This is a genomic window from Calothrix rhizosoleniae SC01, from assembly GCF_900185595.1.
Classification (GTDB): Bacteria; Cyanobacteriota; Cyanobacteriia; order Cyanobacteriales; family Nostocaceae; genus Calothrix_A; species Calothrix_A rhizosoleniae.
Map to the genome: position 1 here is coordinate 1 of NZ_FYBH01000146.1, position 23,910 is coordinate 23,910.

General features: G+C 39.9%; 12 protein-coding genes. 9 read left to right on the forward strand and 3 right to left on the reverse strand.

Translation table 11 applies throughout. The features are described from left to right. Positions 1-143: 143 nt before the first annotated feature. Both devC and CALSC_RS08745 read right to left on the reverse strand, forming a co-directional pair. Complete coding sequence (gene devC, locus CALSC_RS08740; RefSeq protein WP_088240980.1) at positions 144-1,322, reverse strand: ABC transporter permease DevC; 1,179 nt, start codon at positions 1,320-1,322, stop codon at positions 144-146. 100 nt (positions 1,323-1,422) lie between these two features. After that, positions 1,423-2,643: an ABC exporter membrane fusion protein gene (locus CALSC_RS08745; protein WP_088240981.1), complete on the reverse strand. Its 1,221-nt coding sequence runs from the start codon at positions 2,641-2,643 to the stop codon at positions 1,423-1,425. A 677-nt stretch (positions 2,644-3,320) separates the two neighbouring features. On the opposite strand from CALSC_RS08745, the gene CALSC_RS08750 reads away from it, so the two are divergent. From CALSC_RS08750 to CALSC_RS08785, 9 genes are all read left to right on the forward strand, one after another. Then, complete coding sequence (locus CALSC_RS08750; RefSeq protein ID WP_088240982.1) at positions 3,321-4,655, forward strand: ParB N-terminal domain-containing protein; 1,335 nt, start codon at positions 3,321-3,323, stop codon at positions 4,653-4,655. A 921-nt stretch (positions 4,656-5,576) separates the two neighbouring features. Further along, positions 5,577-5,855, forward strand: a complete 279-nt coding sequence (locus CALSC_RS08755; protein ID WP_088240983.1) for a hypothetical protein — start codon at positions 5,577-5,579, stop codon at positions 5,853-5,855. Between the two features lie 250 nt (positions 5,856-6,105). Next, positions 6,106-10,821, forward strand: a complete 4,716-nt coding sequence (locus CALSC_RS08760) for a beta-ketoacyl synthase N-terminal-like domain-containing protein (protein WP_407641897.1) — start codon at positions 6,106-6,108, stop codon at positions 10,819-10,821. A gap of 134 nt (positions 10,822-10,955) precedes the next feature. After that, positions 10,956-11,543, forward strand: a complete 588-nt coding sequence (locus tag CALSC_RS28165; RefSeq protein ID WP_407641898.1) for a Rossmann-fold NAD(P)-binding domain-containing protein — start codon at positions 10,956-10,958, stop codon at positions 11,541-11,543. Between the two features lie 43 nt (positions 11,544-11,586). After that, positions 11,587-12,189, forward strand: a complete 603-nt coding sequence (locus tag CALSC_RS08765) for a hypothetical protein (protein WP_159460588.1) — start codon at positions 11,587-11,589, stop codon at positions 12,187-12,189. Positions 12,190-12,274: 85 nt separating this feature from the next. Beyond that, a complete protein-coding gene (locus CALSC_RS08770) occupies positions 12,275-14,011 on the forward strand; it encodes an SDR family NAD(P)-dependent oxidoreductase (protein WP_088240985.1) in 1,737 nt (578 codons plus the stop codon). Positions 14,012-14,274: 263 nt separating this feature from the next. After that, complete coding sequence (locus CALSC_RS08775) at positions 14,275-18,951, forward strand: PfaB family protein (protein WP_088240986.1); 4,677 nt, start codon at positions 14,275-14,277, stop codon at positions 18,949-18,951. Positions 18,952-19,078: 127 nt separating this feature from the next. After that, entirely contained in the window at positions 19,079-20,731 is a 1,653-nt protein-coding gene (locus CALSC_RS08780) for a PfaD family polyunsaturated fatty acid/polyketide biosynthesis protein (RefSeq protein WP_235006730.1), read from the forward strand. Between the two features lie 7 nt (positions 20,732-20,738). Next, the gene (locus CALSC_RS08785) at positions 20,739-22,256 is read left to right on the forward strand and encodes a thioester reductase domain-containing protein (RefSeq protein WP_088240988.1); all 1,518 of its coding nucleotides are present in this window, start codon (positions 20,739-20,741) and stop codon (positions 22,254-22,256) included. A gap of 454 nt (positions 22,257-22,710) precedes the next feature. Here CALSC_RS08785 and hetI read toward each other — a convergent pair whose 3' ends face one another. Then, entirely contained in the window at positions 22,711-23,430 is a 720-nt protein-coding gene (gene hetI / locus CALSC_RS08790) for a 4'-phosphopantetheinyl transferase HetI (protein WP_088240989.1), read from the reverse strand. Positions 23,431-23,910: the final 480 nt, after the last annotated feature.

A 23,910-nucleotide genomic window follows, 5' to 3' on the forward strand; every position in this document is an offset into this window, starting at 1 on the left:
TTGGAATATGAAATTTAAAAATCAGGTTTTTCAAACTCTTGTTATCTAAACCTCTGCATGAGATAAATTCATATCTTTATTCAGCAACGCCCTTTTTGATATCACGTCTGAGACTACAAGTATTTGTAGCTTTAGCCGCATAATTAAAAAATATCTGCAGGGTCTGTGGAACGCAACTTGTTAATAGCAAATGCACCAGAAGTCATACACATTAAAATTGAGGAAATTAACACCATAATGGCATTTTGAAAGCTCATCATGATCGGTAATTTTGTAGCTTCCATCGCAAAGTCATACATTAAGATTGAAATAGCGAACCCTGGGATATAAGCTAGTACAGATAAAACAAAAGCCTGTTGAAATACCATAATTAACAGGTAATTGTTTTTATAACCAATAGCCTTTAATGTGGCATAGGCAGTTAATTGGGTAGAAATATTGCTGTAAAGAATTTGGTAAACAATGACAATTCCGACCACAGATGCCATAGTTAGCATTAGATTGAGAATAAATCCAATAGGTGTTCTTGTTGCCCAATATTCCTTCTCAAAATTAATGAATTCCTTGTAGGTGAGTATTTTTACATCTTTTGGTAATTGCGATCGCAAATTAGACATTACTTTTTGGGGATCGGCACCTGGCTTGAGAGATATAACCCCAACATCAATACTTTCTGCCGGACGGGTGTTAGGAAATATCCTCAAAAAAGTTGTGTCACTAACAATTAAGTTGCCATCTACACCAAAGGATGGACCTAGTTTAAATAAGCCACCGACCCGAGCTCGATATCCTTTGATGGAATTAAAAGGGAATATCTCGATAATTTGTTCCCGTTTTTTCCGCTCGAATTTCTTGGCAATGGGCCCAAATTCTGGTCGAGAATTACGGTCGAAAAGTACTACATCTGGTATTTTCAATTTATCTGTATTAGCTACCACACCTGGTAGTTTCATTACAGGTTTACCTGGCTCAAAACCAATCACATATATAGAATACTTTTCTCCATTTTCTGGATTTTTAAATTTAGCAAATCCTAAATACATAGGAGAAACTGATTCTACAGCATCAAACCCTAAAGTTTGATATAAGCGGCTACGAAAAAAACTTTGAATTGCAGTCAAGGATTTATATTGAGAACTAATTACAAATAAATCCCCTCGCAAGTTGCGATGCACTTGGGTGGCGCTAGAATAGAGTGCATCTTGAAACCCAAGTTGCAAAAACATTAAAATGACGATAAAACTAATACCTGCTATTGCCACTAGAGAACGAATTTTGTTTCTAGTTAGCTGTAGCAATCCCAAGGGAGTTTTAAACAGCATGATTCCAGCCTCTGGGAATTCAATTATCAGTGAACAGTTATTAACTGTTCACTAGTAGGAGATGGTGTTGAACAGAAAATACCTCTTTGTATTTACCAGACTAAATTTTGATTGCTACATCTACTTGTAAATGAGTTAAACTAGCAACTTTTTTACTATCTTCTGGATTGTTAATCCGAATTTTTACTTGAATGATTCTCCTGTCTGTATCCGCTCCAGGATTGATACTTAAGATGCTTTGTCTATCAACTAATAAGCCAATATCACTCACAGTTCCTTGCAATTTTCCACTAAAAGCTGTACTACTGATGGTAGCTTTTTGTCCGATACGTACATTTTCAATATCGGTTTGATAGACTTCTGCAATTACATACATCTGAGATGTTTTACCAATTTCTACAATCCCTGATGTAGCGACAACTTCTCCAGTTTTAGCGTGGACTTTTAAAATTGTGCCATCTATGGGAGCAATAACGTAAGTTAAATCCCGCTCGGCTTTAGCTTGAGTTACCCCAGTCATGGCACTTTTGAGTTCGGCTTTCGCTAAATTCACATCCACAGTACGGACTTCTCGAATACTGGTGAGTTTGGCTTTTGCCTCTTTTAACTGGTCTTTGATACTATTACGAGTACTATTGAGGTTAGCTTGAGCTTCTTTCAGTTGTTGCTGTACAGTTTTCAATTGCAATCGCTTAGAATCTGAGTTGGAAGCTGATATTGCTCCTTCTTGGTACAACTTTTGATACCTCTGATTTTCTGTATCAGCATTTTCTACCTGAGCCTTCAAACGAGCGATCGCAGCTTTTTGAGTAGCTATTTCCCCGACTAATTGCTGATTTAAGCGGGAAATTGTGGCTTCTTGAGCATTAATATCACCTTTTTTGGCTCCAGCCTCAATTTGCGACAATTTAGCTTCAGATACTTTCAATTTATCTTTAGCTTGCTGCCATGCTGCTGTAGCTTTACTATATCCTTGCAGCCAAGCTACTACCTGTCCTGCTTTTACCTTATCTCCTTGTTTAATCAGTAATTTTTCTACCCTAATACCACTTAAGGAACTAGGTGCAGACAACTGAGTCACTTCACCTTCTGGAACTAAATGCCCTAAAGCAGTAACAGCTACTCGAGCTCTCTTTGCAGATTGATTTTTGGGTGACTGACTCTGTTGAGAAGATTTGATTGCTTGGGTCGCAAAATTTGACCTTAGTTTAAAATAGCTGTAAAAAGAAACTAATCCAAGAATTACAGCAATTGATGTTCCTAAAATAATTCGCCACCGAATAGATGGTGGGAATAATTGGCGCTCTCTATCTACTGCCATATTTTCATTCCAATTCTGCTATGATGACTACATTATTTGATGGCATTAGGCATCTTTATAACTAAAATTAAGATGTCTAAATAGTTATTCATACTTGTAAAGATGATGGTTAGTAATGCTTCAAGCCATATCCAAATTTGATTTCATGAACAGGATCATTCAGATAAAAAATCATTCAATGACCACATAAATCTTGAGTTTGCATCTAATTTATCAATTTTCTCTCTTGAGTAGTTATGAGTACAAAAGGCTCTATAAATCGTAGATGTAGCAACTAAACTTATATAACAAAAAACATGAAGTGCTACTATGAATATTTAACCAAACTCAAGGCATTTCTTGTCATTAAGTATGACAATAGAACAAGATGTTTGTCAAGAGTTAATCCGTTACAAAATAATGTTTTTTAGTGTTTTTAAATACATATATCATAAATTATTCCCATTACTGTTCATAGCTGTCTATATATATTGCTCAACAATAAAAGATCTGATTTTAAGCATAAATATATGGAAAGATATATTGATGAGTAAATAGTATGAATGGCAACATTTTTTTGATGATGTATAATCACAAAACTTATCGAAAAATTCAAAATCAAATCAGGATATATCCAATATATTAGGTGTATACTGTTGCAAATATAAAAATTAAATCATTTTTACTAATAGTTAATTATGCCTAAAATCAACATAGATGAAATTTATATTGGCACTAATCGTCGCCCCATTAAAGAAGAAAAGGTCAAGCAATTAAGAGAATCGATCAAAACTAATGGTTTATTGAATCCGATTACTATAGATAGTCAAGGACATTTAATCGCTGGGCTACATAGGCTTACAGCTTGTAAGCAGCTAGGATTCAAAGCAATTGAGTGCAATATATTTGATTATCAAAATGATGAGCAAACTCGACTAGCAGAGATTGATGAAAATTTAATCCGCAATGAATTAGAGGCTTTAGAACGGGCGGAGTTGTGGTTAGAGAGGGATAAGTTGTTAGCACGTATGGGTTTGAAAGCACAACCAGGGGATAACCAATATACCCAAGCAGGTGGTGAAATGATTTCACTACCTGTCAAAACCAACTTAGACTTTGCTCAAGAAATTGGATATTCCAAACGTACCTTGCAACATGGGAAGCAAATTGCCAAAGATATTGTTCCGGAAGTGAAAGAAATAATTAAGGGAACTGCGATTGCTAATAGTCCGACAAAACTCTTGCAAGTTGCCAGAGTTGGTAATCAAGAACGAAGTGTCATAGAACAGGCGCAAAGGGCTTTGGAAAAGGCAAAGCAGAGGGGAGAAGAAGCAGAAATTCAAAGACAAAGGCAAATATTGATCCAGGCTCAGGCTAAACAAAAAGAATTACAGCTCATAGCCTTAAAAAAGGTCATGGCTCCTAGGGAAGTTAAGTTAACAATTGCACCAGAGATAACACCAGTATCCATTCCAGAGATCGAAGCACAATCGACTCAGGAGTGGATATTGGGGCGACACCGAGTGTACGGAAGGAATACAGGAGGTGATGAATTTATCAATTTATTGCCAGGGAATGCTGCATTAGCGATCGCTACTCTATCATCCACATGGAACCATGATTACGTCATAAACAAAGCAAGGGTTGTAGCTGTTTTACGTTCCCAGGGTTATATTTATCAATTTTGTCGCCAGCACCGCATGAATTTTCAATATGAATTTTTGGTGGGAAATATTTATGTAGGCATATTTTCTCAGGAATCAATATCTCAACCACCCACGCCGATTAAGGTAGAAGGGGTTGAGGGAGTAGTCAATTATTTATTACATTTGTACACGAGTCCTAATGATGTTGTAATTGCTCCTTTTATGGGACAAGGTGAAGTGCTTGCCACTTGTGAAAAAATGGGGCGTATATGCATAATTGGCGATGATAATAGAGAATTGCTCAACCGGGGTATGATACGCTGGCAAAACTTGACTGGGAAGCAAGTTCAGCATCCTTCTACTATGAGTCTGCTAGAGTCTGTTTGATGGGTGAGTAATAAGTAGGTAGGCGTAAAAAAATATCGTTTGGATAAGGCAGGGAGCAGGGGGTAGGGAGCAGGGGGCAGGGAGAAAAAGGGTTTTAGCCTTATTTACTTTTCTTCACATAGTTTGGTTTTATTGTGCCGACTTACTTAAATAAGTAATAAGTAATAAGTAAGGTTATTGCTTTACTTTTAGGAAAATTGAAATTGATTGTCACAAAACCCTTATTAGAAAAGGATTGTAAATAATTATGGTAATTTTTAAATTGGAAATACTTATGCTGATATAATAATACCTCACAACGATTTTAACCAATTTCTCTATAAAAATAGCTAGGGAGGATAGAGGTTAACGAAAAAGATAGCTGTGATGAAAATGGCAATTAAGATTATTTTAATCATAGTTAATGATATTTTGCTAGAAATATCATGCTCCTCTGAAAAATAGTACTGAATTGGATCAAAGCCTTTCAAGTATTAATTATATCTGTGCCTTGGCTAACAATAAAAAATGAATCATATGTTATTGGAGGTACATTTGAGAAGAAAATGTTCATCCAATCATAATATTTATTTATTAGAGATTGTTTTTAGTTATACTAGCCCTTCATAATTGCTGAACAACAGCACTGATATTTTTCCTAAAATGAATAATAATGAACTCTTCGGCTATTTATAGCTATGCTAGATTTTTATTAACTAAAGTCCACATATTGGTTAATAGCTTAGATAGATGATTTAATCTATTACGTCTGGGTAAATCAACTGGAAATTTATCATTAACGCCATCACCAATTGACAGTTATATTTATGTCCGAAAAAGTTGATAAATTCTGATAAATTATGGGTTTCTTCTGTAACAAAATTGTCAACTTTTTATCGCTAAATTCCATAAACTATATTATCTTGGACGTTGCAATTTGCTATGGCATTTATCAAGATCCAGAATGTTGTTATTAACACTAACTACGTTGCTGCGGTAAAACTAGACAGTCAAACTAGTTCTGGAGAAAAAAGTATTTCTGTTCTTATCACTACTCCCAACTTTTCATTATTTTCATGGGAATTTATGTCTGAAAATATTGCTCATTCTCAATGGATTGAGTTTACAGGTCAAGCAGCCAATGCTCTAAGGGACTATTTTACAAGTTGTAACAATGTGATTGATTTAATACCAAAATGTCATGAAACTAGTATTCTGTAGGTAAAAAACCAAGTATTTATTTTTCATTAATCATTGGTTATTTGTGCTGGATATTTCTTTTATCAATGATTGTAATTTGCTAGAAAAATAATTACTGATTGACACAGCTTTAATTGAGAACTAAAAAATCTCAATTGAAAAAGCTAATAGCGAACATTCAGAAGTTATTGGATATATCTTACTGAATTTCAATCAGCAAGATAGCTGATAACTGTTAACAATTCTATCCATAACACCAAATATTATTCCTATGTCTGCTTCTTGGATTGATACAGCCTTATCACAATTAGAAGAGCAGATTGATAATTGCGAACAGGCGATAATTGATTTTATAGAGGGGAAGAAAATGAGCTCTGAGAAATCTGGATCGAACGAAAAAATTAATCGGAAATTACAACATAATCCTATTGCCATTGTGGGGATGGCATCTATATTTCCCGAAGCCAGAAACATACAAGAATATTGGGAAAATATTGTTAATAAACTTGATTGTATTACTGATATTCCAGATTCTCACTGGAATGTAGATGATTATTACGATCCCAATCCTAGAACCCCAGAGGATAAGACCTATTGTAAGCGAGGTGGGTTTCTTCCCCATATTGATTTTAACCCGGTGGAGTTTGGCATCCCCCCCAATATTTTGGAAGCTACTGATGTTTCCCAATTATTAAGTTTGGTGGTTGCGAAAGAAGCCATGATTGACGCTGGTTATGGTTTAGAGCGTCAGTTTAATCGGGAAAATGTCGGAGTCATTTTAGGTTCTGCGGCTCTGAAATTAGGTATTCCCCTCTCAGCACGTTTGCAATATCCAATTTGGAAAAAAGTCCTCAAAAATAGTGGCTTATCCGACGAGGATACAGAAAAAATTATTGAAAAAATGCAAAGTGCTTATGTGAAGTGGGATGAAAATTCATTCCCCGGCATGTTAGCAAATGTAATTGCTGGTAGGATTGCTAATCGCCTCAATTTGGGAGGCATCAATTGTACAGTAGATGCAGCTTGTGCTAGTTCTTTAGCAGCTTTAAAAATGGCAATTGGAGAATTAGTAGACTATCGTTGCGATATGATGCTCACCGGTGGTGTGGATACTGATAATTCTATTACTGCCTATATTAGTTTTAGTAAAACTCCGGCGGTTTCCCCTGGGGATACAGTCAAGCCTTTTGATGCTGAATCCGATGGCATGATGTTGGGTGAAGGCATTGGCATGACAGTACTCAAGCGGTTAGAAGATGCCGAGCGGGATGGGGATAAAATCTATGCCGTCATTAAGGGTATTGGAACTTCCAGCGATGGCAGATATAAGAGTATTTATGCTCCCCGTAAAGAAGGGCAAGTAGCTGCTCTACGTCGCGCCTATGAAGATGCAGGTATTGCCCCAGAAACCGTAACCTTGATGGAAGCTCATGGTACGGGGACAATGGCGGGAGATCCCACGGAGTTTGGCTCTTTGCGGGATTTCTTCGGTGAAACTGACAACAAACGCCAACACATTGCTTTAGGTACGGTAAAATCCCAAATTGGACATACAAAAGCAGCTGCGGGGGCGGCTAGCTTAATTAAAACAGCCTTGGCTCTACATCACAAGGTTTTACCACCTACCTTGAATGTGAAGACACCAAATCCCAAACTCAATCTCAAGGATTCTTCTTTCTATTTAAACACCGAAACTAGACCTTGGATTCGGGCTGAGGGACAACCCCCAAGAAGGGCGGGTGTAAGTTCCTTTGGGTTTGGAGGCACTAATTATCATGTGGTTTTGGAAGAATACCAAGGGGAACACGAACAAGCTTACCGCTTACATAATTCTGGCTCCCAGGTGTTGCTGTTTGCTGACAATCCAGCCCAGTTGTTAGAAAAGTGTGAGGAAACCCTGCATCAATTGCAGTCAGAGCAGGGAGAAAAATACTATCTCAATTTAGTAGAGGCATGTAAATCTCTAGAAATTCCCCAAAGTGCTGCCAGATTGGGTTTTGTAGCCGATTCCTTGGCTCAGGCTTGTAAATTGTTAAAAATGAGTGTGGATTTGTTGAAAAACAAGTCTTCAGCACCATCTTGGGAGCATCCCCAAGGAATTTTCTATCGCGCCACCGGAATGGAATTGGGCGGTAAGGTAGTAGCTTTGTTTTCTGGACAAGGTTCCCAATACCTAGAGATGGGTAAGGAAGTGGTGATGAACTTCCCCCAAATGCGGCAGATGTATGGTTACATGGATAGTTTGCTGCTGCAAGAGAATTTAAAGCCATTGTCAGAAGTGGTGTTCCCCAATCCAGTATTTACTGAGGTGGAAAAGAATAGTCAAATTGCCGCATTGCAGCGAACTGAATATGCTCAACCCGCCATTGGTATGTTGAGTGCTGGACTGTACAAAATTCTTCAGCAAGCGGGGTTAAAACCTGATTTTGTTGCCGGACATAGTTTTGGTGAATTAACAGCCTTGTGGGCAGCAGGAGTGCTCACAGATGAGACTTATTGCCTACTGGTGAAAGCTCGGGGACAGGCCATGGCAGCGCCCCAAGATCCCAACTATGATACGGGAACTATGTTGGCGGTGAAGGAAGAATTGAGCAAGGTTGAGGCTATTCTCAAACAGTTTCCTAAGGTAGCGATCGCTAATCTCAATTCTCCCACACAAGTGGTATTAGCAGGGCCCACAGCAGATATTCATCAAGTAAAGGATGTTTTGCAGGGGCAAGGTTGTACGGCGGTGATATTACCGGTAGCGGCTGCATTCCACACTCCCCTAATTGCTTTTGCCCAGAAAGCCTTTGCCATTGCCATTAAAGACATGGAGTTTAATACTCCCCAGGTTCCGGTATACAGTAATGTGACAGCCAAGGAATATCCCCAAACAGCAGGGGAGATTCAGAAGATTCTGGAAACTCACATTGCTAATTCTGTGCTGTTTAAGCAGGAAATTGAGAATATTTATGGTGCCGGGGGTTACTGCTTTATTGAATTTGGGCCTCGGAAAATACTGACTAACTTAGTCAAGGATATTTTGGGTGAGCGTCCCCACATGGCGATTGCTCTTAATCCTAGTGCCCAGAAAAATAGCGATCGCTCCTTGCGTCAAGCGGTGGTACAGTTGCGAGTGGCTGGTGTATGTTTGCAAAATCTCGATCCATATTATGTACCCAAATCGATTCCAGAGCCGGAGCAGAAGAAGGGGTTGAAGTTCCCCTTAAATGGGACAAACTATGTGTCCGATAAGACTAAGCAGGGATTTGAGCAGGCTTTAGCAAATGGACATCAAGTCAAGGCTTTGTTGAATGGTAAGGGTAGTGGTAATCCAGAGTCAGTGTCTGTGAATGGTAAAAATGCCATGGGACATGTGGGTGATGAGAAGCTTACCCTCAAAAACATTACACATGAAGTGGCTTCCCCCAGGGTAGACGCAAAGGAAGAGAGAAAAATGGAGAGTAATGGGGTGAATCCAAAGGTAAATGGTTCCCAGGAGAAAGGTAAAGCGAGGATTACTATTGCTGATTTGTCACCAACTCCAGTATCGCCAGTTTCTCACTCTTCTATCCCTTCAATTTCTCAGTTAAATATGCAGAATACAAAGAAAGTTGTTAATTTTCAAAAGATTTTATCTAGTCTGGAATATGTGCTGACTCAGTTTCAGCAAAACCAAAAGGACAATTTACAGGTTCACAGTAATTATCTCCATCATCAGGTGGAGTATGCTCAGAGCTTTTTCCAATTGATGCAACAGCAGAATGCTTTGTTTGCTAAGGGACAATCTACATCTGCGCCATTAAACTCTGGGATTGTTGATAGTTTAAATCGCAGTATGCAGCAGTTTCATCGCCAGCAAGGTGATACTCTGCGGGTTCACGAGCAGTATTTACAGGAGCAGGTAGAATATACCAAAAACTTTTTCCAATTGATTCAACAGGAGTATTCTCAATTGATTGGGGTGGAAGATGGTGGAGAATCAATCATTGCTAGGGAAGTAAGTTTACCTCAGCAAGAAATTTCCCCGACTCCTCCAGCAAGTCAGTTGACTCCTGTTGCTCCTGTTGTCGAGGTATCCCCAACTAAATTAGAAACACCAGAAAACTTGGTAGCTCCTCATCCCCAAGTATGGGAAACACAAGGGGAACCTGAAGTTAAAAATGGTGCTACTGCTGTGATGGAAGTTGCACCAGTACCAGAAACAACTGTCACTGTGGAAGAAACTGTAGTAGCCGAGGTAACTACACCCGTTGCTGAACCTGCTACCGAATCTGTCAGCATAGATTTGAGCAACTTAGCCGATAATTTGCTAGCCATTACCAGTGAGAAAACTGGTTATCCAATAGAGATGTTGGAATTGGATATGGATATGGAAGCAGACTTGGGTATTGATTCCATCAAGCGGGTGGAAATCATGGGAGCATTGCAAGAGATGTACCCAGACTTACCCAAACCAGATAATGTGGAAGACTTGGGAGAACTGCGTACCATTGCTCAAATCGTTGACTATCTCAAGTCCCTGGTGAATAAATCTGCTGATGCTCCAGTAGTAGAAACTCCCACCGTTAGCCAACCCGTCAATGAAACAGCCATTGAACCCACACCCGTCATCGAAGAGGTGAATGTTAATAATGTTTTTACCCCAGTAGCAGAAAATGTAGGGGTAAATCCAGAAATGACAGCACCTGTGGCTGAACCTGTAGGGATGGATTTGAGCAACTTATCCGAGAATCTGTTAGCTATTACCAGTGAGAAGACTGGTTATCCAGTAGAGATGTTAGAACTGGATATGGATATGGAAGCAGACTTGGGTATTGATTCCATCAAGCGGGTAGAAATCATGGGAGCATTGCAAGAGATGTACCCAGGCTTACCCAAACCAGACAACGTAGAAGATTTGGGAGAACTACGTACCATTGCTCAAATCGTTGATTATCTCCAGAAATTAGCTGGAGAAAAAAAAAGTCCCAGCTCCAATCTCCTAGTCAGCCAAAGCAGCTAAATCATAACGTTAAGCGTTTACCAGCTAGGCTGAAAACTATTCCCGAACCAGATTTTTGGGACGTAACATTACCAGAGGGACACATTGGCTTAATTACCGATGATGGTTCCCTCACTACCTCCAAAGTTGCAGAGATGTTGATTGAGCGTGGGTGGAAAGTTGTAGTTTTAAGTTTTCCTCCCTCCCTCATTCCCCAACAATCTGCTTTACCCCCAGGAGTCAACCGCATTACCTTACAAGACTTGAGCGAAAACCATTTACAACAACAACTAAATGCGATCGCAACTAATTATGGTAATGTGGGAGCATTCATCCATCTACATCCGATATTTGGTAGTAAGCCCAACGCCACAGTTCCTTACTTCCCCGAAGAGAAAGCAATTGTCAAACACATCTTTTTGATGGCGAAACATCTGAAAAAGTCCCTCAATCAAGCAGCAAATCAAAATGGGCGTAGTTGTTTCTGTACAGTAGCTCGATTAGATGGTGCTTTTGGATTAGAACAAAAAGTTAACTTTGGAGCCATTGGTGCTGGTTTATTCGGATTAACCAAGAGTATGATTTGGGAATGGGAAAAAGTATTTTGTCGAGCCATAGATATTAGTCCCGACGTTAATGCTGGAGATGTAGCTAATCATATTATTGCAGAATTGCATGACCCCAATCGTTACCTAACTGAAGTAGCTTACGGTTCCCAAGGGAGAGTTACTTTAATAGCCTAAGGGAAGGAGTGATGGAGTCAAGGAGGGAAGGAGGGAAAGAGTGATGGAGGGAAGGAGTAAAAGAAATAATATTGCTCCCTACACTTCCCACACCTCCCACATTCCCCACACTTCCCACACCTCCCACACTCCCCACACTTCCCACACCTCCCACATCTCCCACACTCCCCACATGTCGCAGTCTCCCAGCATTAGTTACACTGGTCGTATTATCGATCAACGAAGACAAGCTCCTATTAGTGGAGCAAGAGTATCTTTTAAGTCAGAAGAAATTTCAATTTTTACTTACACTGATATAGAAGGAATTTATCGATTATTTATCAACTCCACAGATACAAATACCCTGAAAGGGGAATTAACTATAGAAGCAGAAGGTTACAGAAATTATCAATCTTCTATCCATTTATCCTCCCAACAAACAGAACTAGGAGATATTCGTTTACTGGGATTAAATGAGGAATATATTAACCCTTGGTTGACATGGAATGCAGAAGAAAACAGTAATTTATTTCCGATTGTCATAGTAGCTACAATCGCTTTATTTACCATTGCCATTATCATTCTTAATGCTGCACCTCGAAGAAATCCTGAATATCGGCGTAATGTTCCTCCTCGGTATTTTCAGGGTTACGAAAAAGTTATTTAGTAGTTTGTGAACGCAGAGAAGAGAATATTGGGATCACAAATAAGATTGCAATTACAGAATTTGATTAAGTTTAATAGGAGAAGTTATGTCTGTAAAAGCTGAAATTAAGCCAACATCAGTTTTTATTGTGAGCGGTGGTGCTAAGGGGATTACAGCTAAGTGTACAATTAATTTGGCACAGCAACATCCTTGTAAATTTATTCTTTTAGGGCGTTCTGAATTGCTAGCAAATGAGCCTGAGTTTGCCCGTGATTGTTTTGATGAAGCAACATTAAAAAAACGAATTATGGAGTACCTAATGAATCAGGGAGAAAAACCTACTCCCATGAAGGTACAAGGTTTTTATCAGCAGATTGCTGGTAGTAGAGAAATTAAGCAGACTTTATCAGAAATTAGGGCAACTGGTAGCGAAGTACAATATCTGAGTGTAGATGTTACAGATACCCTAGATTTACATCAAAAAATTACCGATACCGTCGAGAGTATGGGTAAAGTTACAGGTATTATTCATGGTGCTGGTAATTTAGCAGATAAGTTAATTGAAAAGAAAACAGAAGCAGATTTTGAAAAAGTTTATACTGCTAAAGTGAAGGGATTAGAAAATCTTTTATCCTGTATAAATTCTAGTGACTTAGAACATTTAGTATTATTTTCCTCCGTCAGTGGTTTTTACGGTAATATCGGACAATCTGATTATGCGATCGCTAATGAAATTCTCAATAAGTCAGCCTATTTAGTGAAGCAAAAATATCCTAGTTGTCATGTGGTAGCAATTAACTGGGGTGCTTGGGATAGTGGTATGGTAACGCCACAGTTGAAAAAGGAATTTGCCAAACGAGGTATTGATATTATTCCCATTGAAGTGGGTACACAAATGTTAGTGAATGAATTACAATCACGTCACCATGATACAACTCAATTGGTAATTGGTAGCCCCAGTATTCCCCCAGCAGTAAAATTAGCACCAGAATTAAAAAAATATCGGATTCGTCGTCAATTAAATTTATCAGCAAATCCATTTTTACATGATCATGTAATTGCTGGTAATCCCGTTCTTCCTGCTACTTGTGCGGTATCTTGGATATCTGATACCTGTGAGAAAATTTATCCCGGACATAAGGCTTTTGGTTGTTCAGATTTCCGAGTTTTAAAAGGTATTACTTTCAATGAAACTTTAGCCACGGAATATTTTTTAGATTTACAAGAAGTTGCTAAAGATGTAGATAACCATGAGGTAGATTTCCAAGGGAAGATTTGGAGTCGGAATCCACAAGGTAAAATCATTTATCACTTCAGCTCCAATGTCAAATTACGTCGAGATATTCCATCTGCACCTACTTATGAAAGATTAAATCTGGCAGCAGATAATATTATTACCACAGTAGGTAAAGATTTTTATCAAAAGGGATCATCTTCATTATTTCATGGCCCAGCTTTCCAGCAAGTCAAACGAGTTATTAATATTAGCCAAGAAAAGATTACTACTGAATGTTTTTGGCAAGAAATTAGTCGCAAACAACAAGGACAATTCGCTGCATATTGGGTAAACGGATTTACCACCGACTTAAGCACCCACGGGCTATGGTTATGGTTATCTCACCTCTATCAAGAAATTTGTCTCCCCGGACAATTTTTGCAATACGAACAGTTTGCTAAAACTCCTTGTAATGCAACTTTTTATGTATCCTGTGAAGTCGTTAGTAAAACCACAACTGGTGTAGTCGCTGACTTCTACATTCATGATGAACAAGGAAAATTATACTCCCAACTATTAGGAGCAAAAGGTATTATTTTCCCAGCCAAACTTATGGAAGGAAAATAAGAGGAAAAGAGAGAAGGAGGGAAGGAGGGAAAGAGAGAAGGAGGGAAGGAGGGAAGGATTGAAAGAGGAAAAGAGGGAAAGAGGGAAAGAAATAATATTGCTCCCCACACTCTCTCACTCTCTCACTCCCTCACTCCCCACACCTCCCACACTCACCACACTCCCCACACCCCCTCACTCCCTCACTCCCCATCTCTTCCTTTGCGTCTTTGCGCGATATAAATTCATATTCTTAACCAAAATAATTTTCCCGGAGATATATAGTGGAAAAAATTGCAATTATTGGATTCTCTTGTTTATTTCCTGATGCCAAGAACTCTCAAGAATTCTGGCAAAATCTCATTAACCAGAAAGATTCCACATCCTCCATCACAATTGAAGAAACTGGCATAGATCCCAGTGTATTTTACAATCCAACCAAAGGAATACCGGATAAAATCTATTCCCTCAAAGGTGGATTTATCCGCGACTTCCAATTTGATGCCAATGGATATAATATACCCCCATCATTCTTAGAAAAATTAGACAATACCTTTAAATGGTCACTTGATACCGCTAAACAAGCCTTACAACATAGCGGTTATTTAGAACAACCTGCCATCCTGGCGAAAACTGGAGTCATTTTAGGTACCCTCTCCCTACCGACAAAATCCTCCAATCAATTATTCGCACCCATTTACCAACAGGTACTTAACCCTGCTATTCAAGAACTATTACAACAAAAAGACTTTGATTTAGCCCAACTATCCTCCTCTGCAACTTCCATTCACAATGCCATGATATCCGGCTTACCCACGGCTATCATTGCCCAGGCTTTGTCCCTATCTAATATCCATTTTTGCATAGATGCGGCCTGCTCCTCACCCCAATATGCAGCCCGGTTAGCATCCCATTACCTGTGGACACATAAAGCTGATTTAATGTTAGCAGGTGGTATTAGCTGTGCCGATCCTTTATTCTTGCGGATGTTATTTTCCGGTATCCAAGGCTATCCCGAAGATAATGATATCAGCCGTCCCCTAGATCAAACATCGAGAGGAATGCTAACCGCCGAAGGTACGGGGATGGTAGTACTCAAACGCTATAGGGATGCAGTGCGAGATGGCGATCGCATTTATGCTACTATCTCTGGTAATGGTTTATCTAATGATGGTAAGGGTAAACACTTACTCAGCCCTAATTCTAAGGGACAAACTCTAGCTTTTCAACGAGCTTATGAGGAGGCTGGTATTAGTCCCCAAGATATTGATTATATGGAGTGTCATGCTACGGGTACTCTATTGGGAGATACCACTGAGTTTAATTCCATAGAAACCTTTTTTGGACAACATCAAGCTACCCCTTTGGTGGGTTCAGTCAAATCCAATGTGGGGCACTTATTAACCTCTGCGGGGGCGGTGAGTTTAATTAAGGTGCTGTTGAGTATGAATGAGGGTGTTATCCCTGCAACTATTAATGTCACTCAGCCCCAAGGTAATGAAAATCAGGTGATTTCTCCCCAGAATATTGTCACCAGTAATACTAGTTGGGCAAATAAACCCGTCAAACGCGCCGCCATTAGTGCTTTTGGCTTGGGTGGTACTAATGCCCATATGATTTTAGAACAAGGTAATACTGAGGAAGAAATTGCCCCTTCAGAACCGATACAACCTTCCAAGGTGGCGATTGTGGGGATGGATGCCTTTTTTGGGCAATGTGATGGGTTAGATGCCTTTGAACGCAGTATCTATGAAGGTAAGCAGCATTTTATTCCCCTACCAGCCCAAAGATGGCATGGTGTGGAAACCCAAACTGAGTTATTACAAAAGTATGGGTTAAAGGATGGGAAACCACCCCAGGGAGCTTATATTGCGGAATTTGAAATTGATACGGTTTCTAGTAAGATTCCCCCCAATGAATTAGATAAGCTCAACCAGCAGCAACTATTAATGTTGAAAGTTGCCGAAAGAGCTTTACAAGATGCTGAGATTCAACCAGGTGGTAACGTCGCCGTGGTAATTGCGGCGGAAACTGAGTTTTCTGTACATCAATTACAGCAAAGATGGAATAGTGGTTGGCAAGTTAAAGAAGGTTTAATTGCTGGAGAAATTGTCCTCCCTGAAGAGAAGGGGAATCAACTAGAAAACATTGTTAAAGATGGTATCCATCACCCCGTTGCAACTAGCGAGTATGTCAGTTATATCGCCAATATTATGGCGAGTCGTATTTCCTCCTTGTGGGATTTTACCGCCCCAGTATTTACCATGACTGCGGGAGAAAATTCCACTTTCAAGGTGTTGGAAGTGGCGCAACATCTACTCACAACTGGGGAAGCTGATGCCGTATTGGTGGGTGCAGTAGATTTAGCTGGTGGTGTGGAAAATGTCTTGTTACGCAACCAATTTGCTAACATCAATCAAGGGGTAAATACCCTGAGTTATGACCAAAAAGCTGATGGCTGGATGGTGGGAGAAGGTGCAGGAGCAGTGGTTTTAAAACGCCATGACGTTGCTAAACAGAACCAAGACAAGATTTATGCTGCCATTGATGCCATTAGCTTTACCCAACAGGGAGTTGGCGGAAAAGATAATTTGGCGCAACCAGATGGGAGTTTTGTCAACCAAGCTAGCCAACAAGCTTTATTGAATGCAGGGGTAAAAACCACAGATATTAACTACCTAGAAGTGGTAGGTAGTGGGATTCCTCAAACAGATGAAGCGGAAATCACTGGTTTAATTCAGGCTTATGCCAACGGTAGCAGCAACTTAACCTGTGCCATTGGTAGCGTCAAAGCTAATATTGGACATACCTACGTTGCTTCTGGTATTGCTAGCTTAATTAAAACCGCCCTCTGCCTATATCACCGATACATCCCGGCAACTCCCCAATGGACAGGAGTGAAAAACGAAGAACAATGGCAAGGTAGTCCCTTTTATGTTGCCACAGAATCCAGACCTTGGTTCCTGGAAGAGCAAGCAACTAAAAGAATGGCAGCTATCAACGGTATGGGCATTGATGGCAGTTATGCCCATGTGATTTTATCACAAGAGGCAGGGGGCAGGGAGCAGGGAGCAGGGAGAGAAGGAGGGAAAGAGGGAAGGAGTGAAAGCAATAAGTTTTTACAACAAACACCTTTTTATCTATTCCCCATTGTTGGTGAAAATACAGCAGATTTATTTGCCCAGGTAGATACTTTAGCCGCCAGTATTAATAATGGTGCTTCCCTTGCTAACGCTGCTCACCAAGCCCTGACAAAATATCAACAATCCCCCCTAGGAAAATATACCCTCGTCATCCTTGCCCACAACCAAAAAGAATTAACCAGAGAAATCTCCTCAGCCCGTAAAGGCATAGAAACAGCTCTGAAAACCGACAAAGATTGGCAAACCCCTCTAGGTAGCTACTTCACCGCCAATCCCCTGGGCACAACTGGAGAAGTCGCCTACATCTATCCCGCCGCCGTCAACTCCTACCTCGGGATTGCCCGCAATCTCTTCCGCCTGTTCCCCAAAATTCATGATGATGTTGCCATCACCAACCTGCAAGATTTAGTTGCAGCTAGCTCCCACAAAGTCTTTCCCCGCAGTCTCAACAAACTCTCCTCTAGACAACTAGAAAACCTCGAAAAGCAATTCCTGGAAGATCCCCTGGCAATCTTCGATTTGGATATGTTGTTTACCAGATTCATCACCCAAATTATTCGCGACGACTTCCAAATCAAACCCAAATTCGTCTTTGGCTACAGCTTAGGGGAAACCAGTATGATGTCTGCTATGGGAGTGTGGGATAACTTTACCCAAGGCATTCTTGCCCTGCATCAATCCACCTTATTTGCCAACAGATTAGCTGGGGAGAAAAAAGCAGTGCGTCAATTTTGGCACATACCCCCTAACCAGGCACCAGACAATAATATTTGGGCTAACTACGTCCTTGTTGCCACTCCTTCCTACGTCCAAGAGGCAATCAAAAACGAACCCAAAGTCTTCCTCACCCAAATTAATACTCCCGAAGAAGTAGTTATAGCAGGAGACCCCAAAGCTTGCGATCGCGTCATCCAAACCATTGGCTGCAATGCCTTTCGTGCTCCTTTCGATCACGTCATCCACTGCCAAGCTATGCGTTCGGAATACAGTGAAATTGCTAAGGTTAATACCTTATCCATACAACAAAAGCTACCAACATCTATACTCTATTCCGCCGCCGAATATGCCCCCGTGCAACTCAAAAGTGATGCGATCGCTAAAAGCATAGCTACAGGATTATGTCAAGAACTTGATTTCCCTCGCCTAGTTAACCAATTGTATAGCGATGGAGCCAGGATATTCATTGAAACTGGAGCTGGTAACGTTTGTTCTCGTTGGATAGACAAAAATTTGCATGAACGTCCCCACCTCACCGTATCCGTCAATCGTAGAGGATTAGATGATCATGCAGGGTTAATCAAAGCCCTAGCAAAACTCATCAGCCATCAAGTTGACGTAGACTTATCACCGCTAATTTCTAGGGAACCACAAACAACTAAAAAAGCAAAACTCACCCATAAAAAAGTAATGTTAGGTGGTGAAAGCTTGATTGACAAAATCGTCACAGAAGAGAACAAAAAACTTTTCCACAATATATCTAAGAAAGTAACCAACCTCTCCACAAATAAAATTACTCCTGAAAAAATAGCAACAGCAAAAGTGGGGGATGTGAGCCATAAAATCAAAACCCCAGCAACTCATAATTCTTCAATTAACCCCCTAAAAACACCCTCCAAATATCAGCCACAGCCAAAATATCCCATGCCAAGCACCATCACTCCCACATTACAAACCCATTATCAAGAACTACATAAAAACAACAAAATCCTCCATCAAAGTCATAACACCTTCCTCCAATCTCGCCAAGAATTTAGCCAACAAATGAGCCAAATAATCCAACTACAAATAGCCTGCGCCGAAAACCTCCTAGAGGACTAGGTGTGGGGAGTGTGGGAAGTGTGGGGAGCAATATTATTTCTTTCACTCCATCACTCCATCCCTCCCCCTCTCTAAGCCTCCGCGTGAGCCATAAAACCAACCTCCAAGGAACCTCAACGTGAACACAATCAACGCCATACCAAACAATGGACTTCACCTCAACCCATCATCCCATTCCACCTATCAAACCTGGAAAGGTTGCCTAGACTCAATATCCTTCACACCTGCAGCCATCAAAAAAACCCTACTCACCCTGAACAAACCCTGCTACATAGTCAGAGTAGATAACAAAATCGGAGTTACCAATGAAGGTTATATCTCCCCCTTGGAAAACGGTAACACCGCACAGGTAGAACTGTTAATGGCAACTCCCCCCATCTCCCTACAACAAATGGGCGATCGCAACTTTCTTGCCTTTCACGGTGTAAAATATGCCTATACCACCGGTGCTATGGCTAGTGGTATCGCCTCAGAAGAAATGGTAATTGCCCTAGGTAAAGAAAAAATACTCGCTTCCTTCGGTGCGGGAGGATTACCACCTCAACACCTAGAAGCAGCCATCAACCGCATTCAACAAGCATTACCCCAGGGCCCCTACGCCTTCAATTTAATCCATAGCCCCAACGAGCCAACCATAGAACGGGGTGCGGTGGACTTATACCTCAAATATGGGGTAAAAACCATTGAAGCCTCTGCATTCCTCGATATCACCCCAAATATAGTTTACTATCGAGCCGCAGGACTAAGCTTAAACCCAGCTAATCAAATCCAAATCAACAACAAAGTCATTGCCAAAATTTCTCGGCGAGAAGTTGCTAGCAAATTTATGCAACCAGCCCCAGAAAAAATGCTCAAAGACTTGGTTGCACAAGGATTAATTACAGAATTACAAGCCAACTTAGCCACTAAAGTCCCCCTCGCTGATGATATTACCGTAGAAGCTGACTCTGGGGGTCATACAGATAATCGTCCCTTGGTATGTCTCCTTCCTTCCATGATGGCTTTGAGGGATGAGATTCAAGGTAAATATAATTACACCTACCCCATTCGCGTGGGAGTAGCTGGAGGTATAGCCACCCCGGAATCCACCCTCGCTGCGTTTATGATGGGTGCGGCTTATGTGGTAACTGGTTCGATTAACCAATCCTGCGTGGAGTCTGGAGCTAGCGAACATACCAAAAAATTATTAGCACAAGCCGAAATGGCTGATGTAATTATGGCTCCAGCAGCAGATATGTTTGAAATGGGGGTAAAATTGCAAGTCCTCAAGCGAGGCACAATGTTTGCTCTCCGCGCCCAAAAGTTATATGAAATCTACCGCAACTATAATTCCATTGATGAGATTCCTGAAGAGGAAAGATTGAAGTTAGAAAAACAAATATTTCGCAAAACCCTAAGTGAAGTTTGGGAAGCTACTGCTAATTATTTGTCACAAAAAAATCCTGCCAAATTAGGGAAAGCATTGAATAACCCCAAACTCAAAATGGCTCTCATTTTTCGCTGGTATTTAGGCTTATCTTCTCGATGGTCAAACTCTGGAGAAAAAGGCAGAGAGGTGGATTACCAAATTTGGTGTGGTCCAGCTATGGGTGGTTTTAATGATTGGGTGCGGGGTTCTTACCTGTCTGAGCCAGGGAATCGTCATGTAGTTGATGTTGCTAATCACATGATGGCAGGAGCCGCATTTTTATACCGGATTCAAAGTTTAAAAATGCAAGGATTGCAACTCTCAGGTGACTACAGTCACTATTACCCAGTTCGTTCTACATTGGAAGTATAAAAAGATGATGACTACAAAACAAGCCTATACCCAAGAAGAAATTAAAGTCTGGTTATGTTCTCACTTAGCATCAGCATTGCAGGTAGAAGCAGAAGAAATTGACATTCAGCAGTCTTTAGAAGACTATGGTTTAGATTCTACCCAAGCGATGTCAATTGTAACTCAAACGGAGAAAATGCTTGGTTTTGAGGTATCTCCTACCCTACTATGGCATTATCCTAATGTGGAGATGCTTTCCCAACGATTAGCAGAAGAATCGGCAGAGCTGGGGGAAGAAGTAAAAAGTACAGCAAGTCTGAATCAACCAAACATTGTCAAACCTACAACCTTGGATTTAGGCGCAGAGATTGTTCTTGACCCTGCTATTCGTCCTCCTTCCCAATCTTTTCGCTTTGTCGGACAAGTAGATAATATCTTTTTAACAGGTGGAACAGGCTTTCTAGGAGCCTTTATTATCCACGAACTGCTACAACAAACCAATGCAGATATCTATTGCTTGGTACGAGCAGATGATATTACTGCTGGTAAGCAGAAATTACAAAAGAATCTAGAGTCCTACGCACTGTGGGATGAAGAATTGAGTCCTAGAATTATCCCTGTGTTGGGAGACTTATCCCTACCATATCTAGGGATTAGTACGGAAGGTTTTGAGATGTTAGCAGCAAATATTGATAGCATTTACCATAGTGCTGCTATGCTCAACTATGTTTATCCCTACCCCGCACTCAAAGCACCCAATGTATTGGGAACTCAAGAAGTTTTACGGATGGCAAGCTTATTTAAAGTTAAGCCTGTACACTATGTTTCTAGTGTGGCAGTATTTGAATCATCCGCCTACGCCGGTCAGCTTGTCAAGGAAGACGATGACTTCCAACATTGGTCAGGCATATTTCTGGGTTACTCCCAAACCAAATGGGTGGCAGAAAAACTAGTCAAACTAGCGGGAGAAAGGGGAATTCCTGTTACCATACATAGACCACCTTTAATTTCTGGTGATAGCAGAACTGGTGCGTGTAACACCGACGATTTCATCAATTTGATAATCAAAGGTTGTATCCAAATGGGGTGTTTCCCAGATGTCGATTATATGTTGGATGCATCTCCTGTAGATTATGTCAGTAAAGCTATTGTCTATCTGTCTAGACAGGAAGAATCTATTGGTAAAGCCTTCCACCTCCAACATCCCCAACCAGAACCCCTAAGTCATTTGGTAAATTGGATCAGTTCTATGGGTTTCCCAGTGGAAATGATCCCCTATGAGAAATGGCAAGCTAGGTTAATCAATGACTTATCTGATGCTGACAATCCTTTGTATACATTACGTCCTTTCTTACTAGAAAAGTGGTCTGACGAACAAATTACTATCCCCGATTTATATCTGCAATCCAGACGACCAAAAATTAGTTGTGAAGAGACATTAAATGCACTTGCAGGTAGTGGAATTGTTTGTCCTCTCTTCGACTCTCAGTTATTAATGACTTATTCTGCATTCTTGATTCAGAATGGTTTTCTGGGTGTAGCTTAATATTTTTTGGTGCTTCTATTAGGTAAAAGTAAAAGGTATTATCGATTTTAAAACAGAACTGAAACAGTTATAGCACTACGTCTAAGTAACAAGTAACAAGTAATAAGTTTACTATTCATAGATTTGCTACTTCAACAATGACCTCACCCTAATTGCGTAGTGCTATATCAGTTAATTGGGGGTGTTACAAACATAATTTCTATTTCGGTAAAAGACAAGACTTATTACAGTTGCATTAATGTTTAATATGCAACTTTTTTTATGGGATGATATGGCACTAAGCGCAAGTAATAAGTTTACTGCTCATAAATTTAGTACTTCAACAATGCCTTAAAATAATTGCGTACGTAGTGCTATATAATAAATTAGTTCCCCGATTTTTGAAACAGTCGAGGAACTAAGCACAATTAAATTACATCATAACCGTTAACTGTTAATTGATAACTGATAACTGTTAATACTGCCAATATTTCATTTGCCAACCAAAACCACGAATTGCCACAGCAGCAGCAAAATTATCACCTGGTTTGATTTCTAATAGATTCCAATCATCAACATTCTTTAACTTTGCCGAATCGCTAGGACTAAGAGTAATTTCAATTTCCCGTAGTTTAGACAATCCTACACCTGTTGCTTTTAAATAAGCTTCCTTGCAAGTCCAATAACGAAAGAAAATTTCTTGCTTTTGTTGGGGAGGTAAGGATTGAATTAAACCATATTCAGAAGGAGCAAAAAACTGTTTGGCTAGGGAAAGTAAATCAGACATGGGGCGAATATATTCTAAGTCTATACCCAAAGGGCGATCGCAACTAACCACACACAAACCCAAACCTTGGGAATGGGACAAATTAAAGCGAGGTCGATTTTCACCAAAAATAGAGCCTAATATTGGTTTTCCTAGGGGTTCATATTCAAACTGTACCTGACTAGGTTCAATACCCAAATAATTAGCTAATATAGTTCGCAAAATACCCCTACCGGCAATAAAACGATGCCTGTGTAACTTCTGATAAAATCTGTCTGCACGGGTAATCTCGTCATCAGAAAGAGTTTTACGTAATTCTCGCAGTTTTGCTTCAGGTAAGTCAAGGTCTATTCGCCAAACATGAACATCATCCGGTAACAATGTCAAATCTGTCGGTACAGGTATCCACATAGGATTAATAACAGTCATGGAATTGGCAAGTTTTAAGTTAGCTAAAATCTTGATTTTCGATGTCCGGATTGGAGAGGACATTTGGCAAAGTCAATTTCCCTAACTCCCATTATGTTTCTCCACTTTTAATTTATTTCCTGAAAATACTTTATAGTAATGTGGTGTATTTGTGAGGAAACTTATGAAAATGGTGGATTATTTTGAGCTTTTACTTGTGGCAGCATGAACAAAAATAAGATTATTGACAATTAAAATTTTTCAATTAGTTGCCAATCTTACTTTATGTTACTTCTGTTGTAGGGAATCTACCAAAAAAGCGATATTGTTTGAGGATAAAAAGTTTATTTTCCAATCATAAGCTGCTTTTTGGTCTTACAGTTATTATATAACTTTATTGATTTTTACTAGTAGTCTATTTGTCATTAATTTTAAATTATATTGAGACTAAATACCTGTAGAATCATTAAATAAGTAAAATACTCACATCGTAGTCATTCT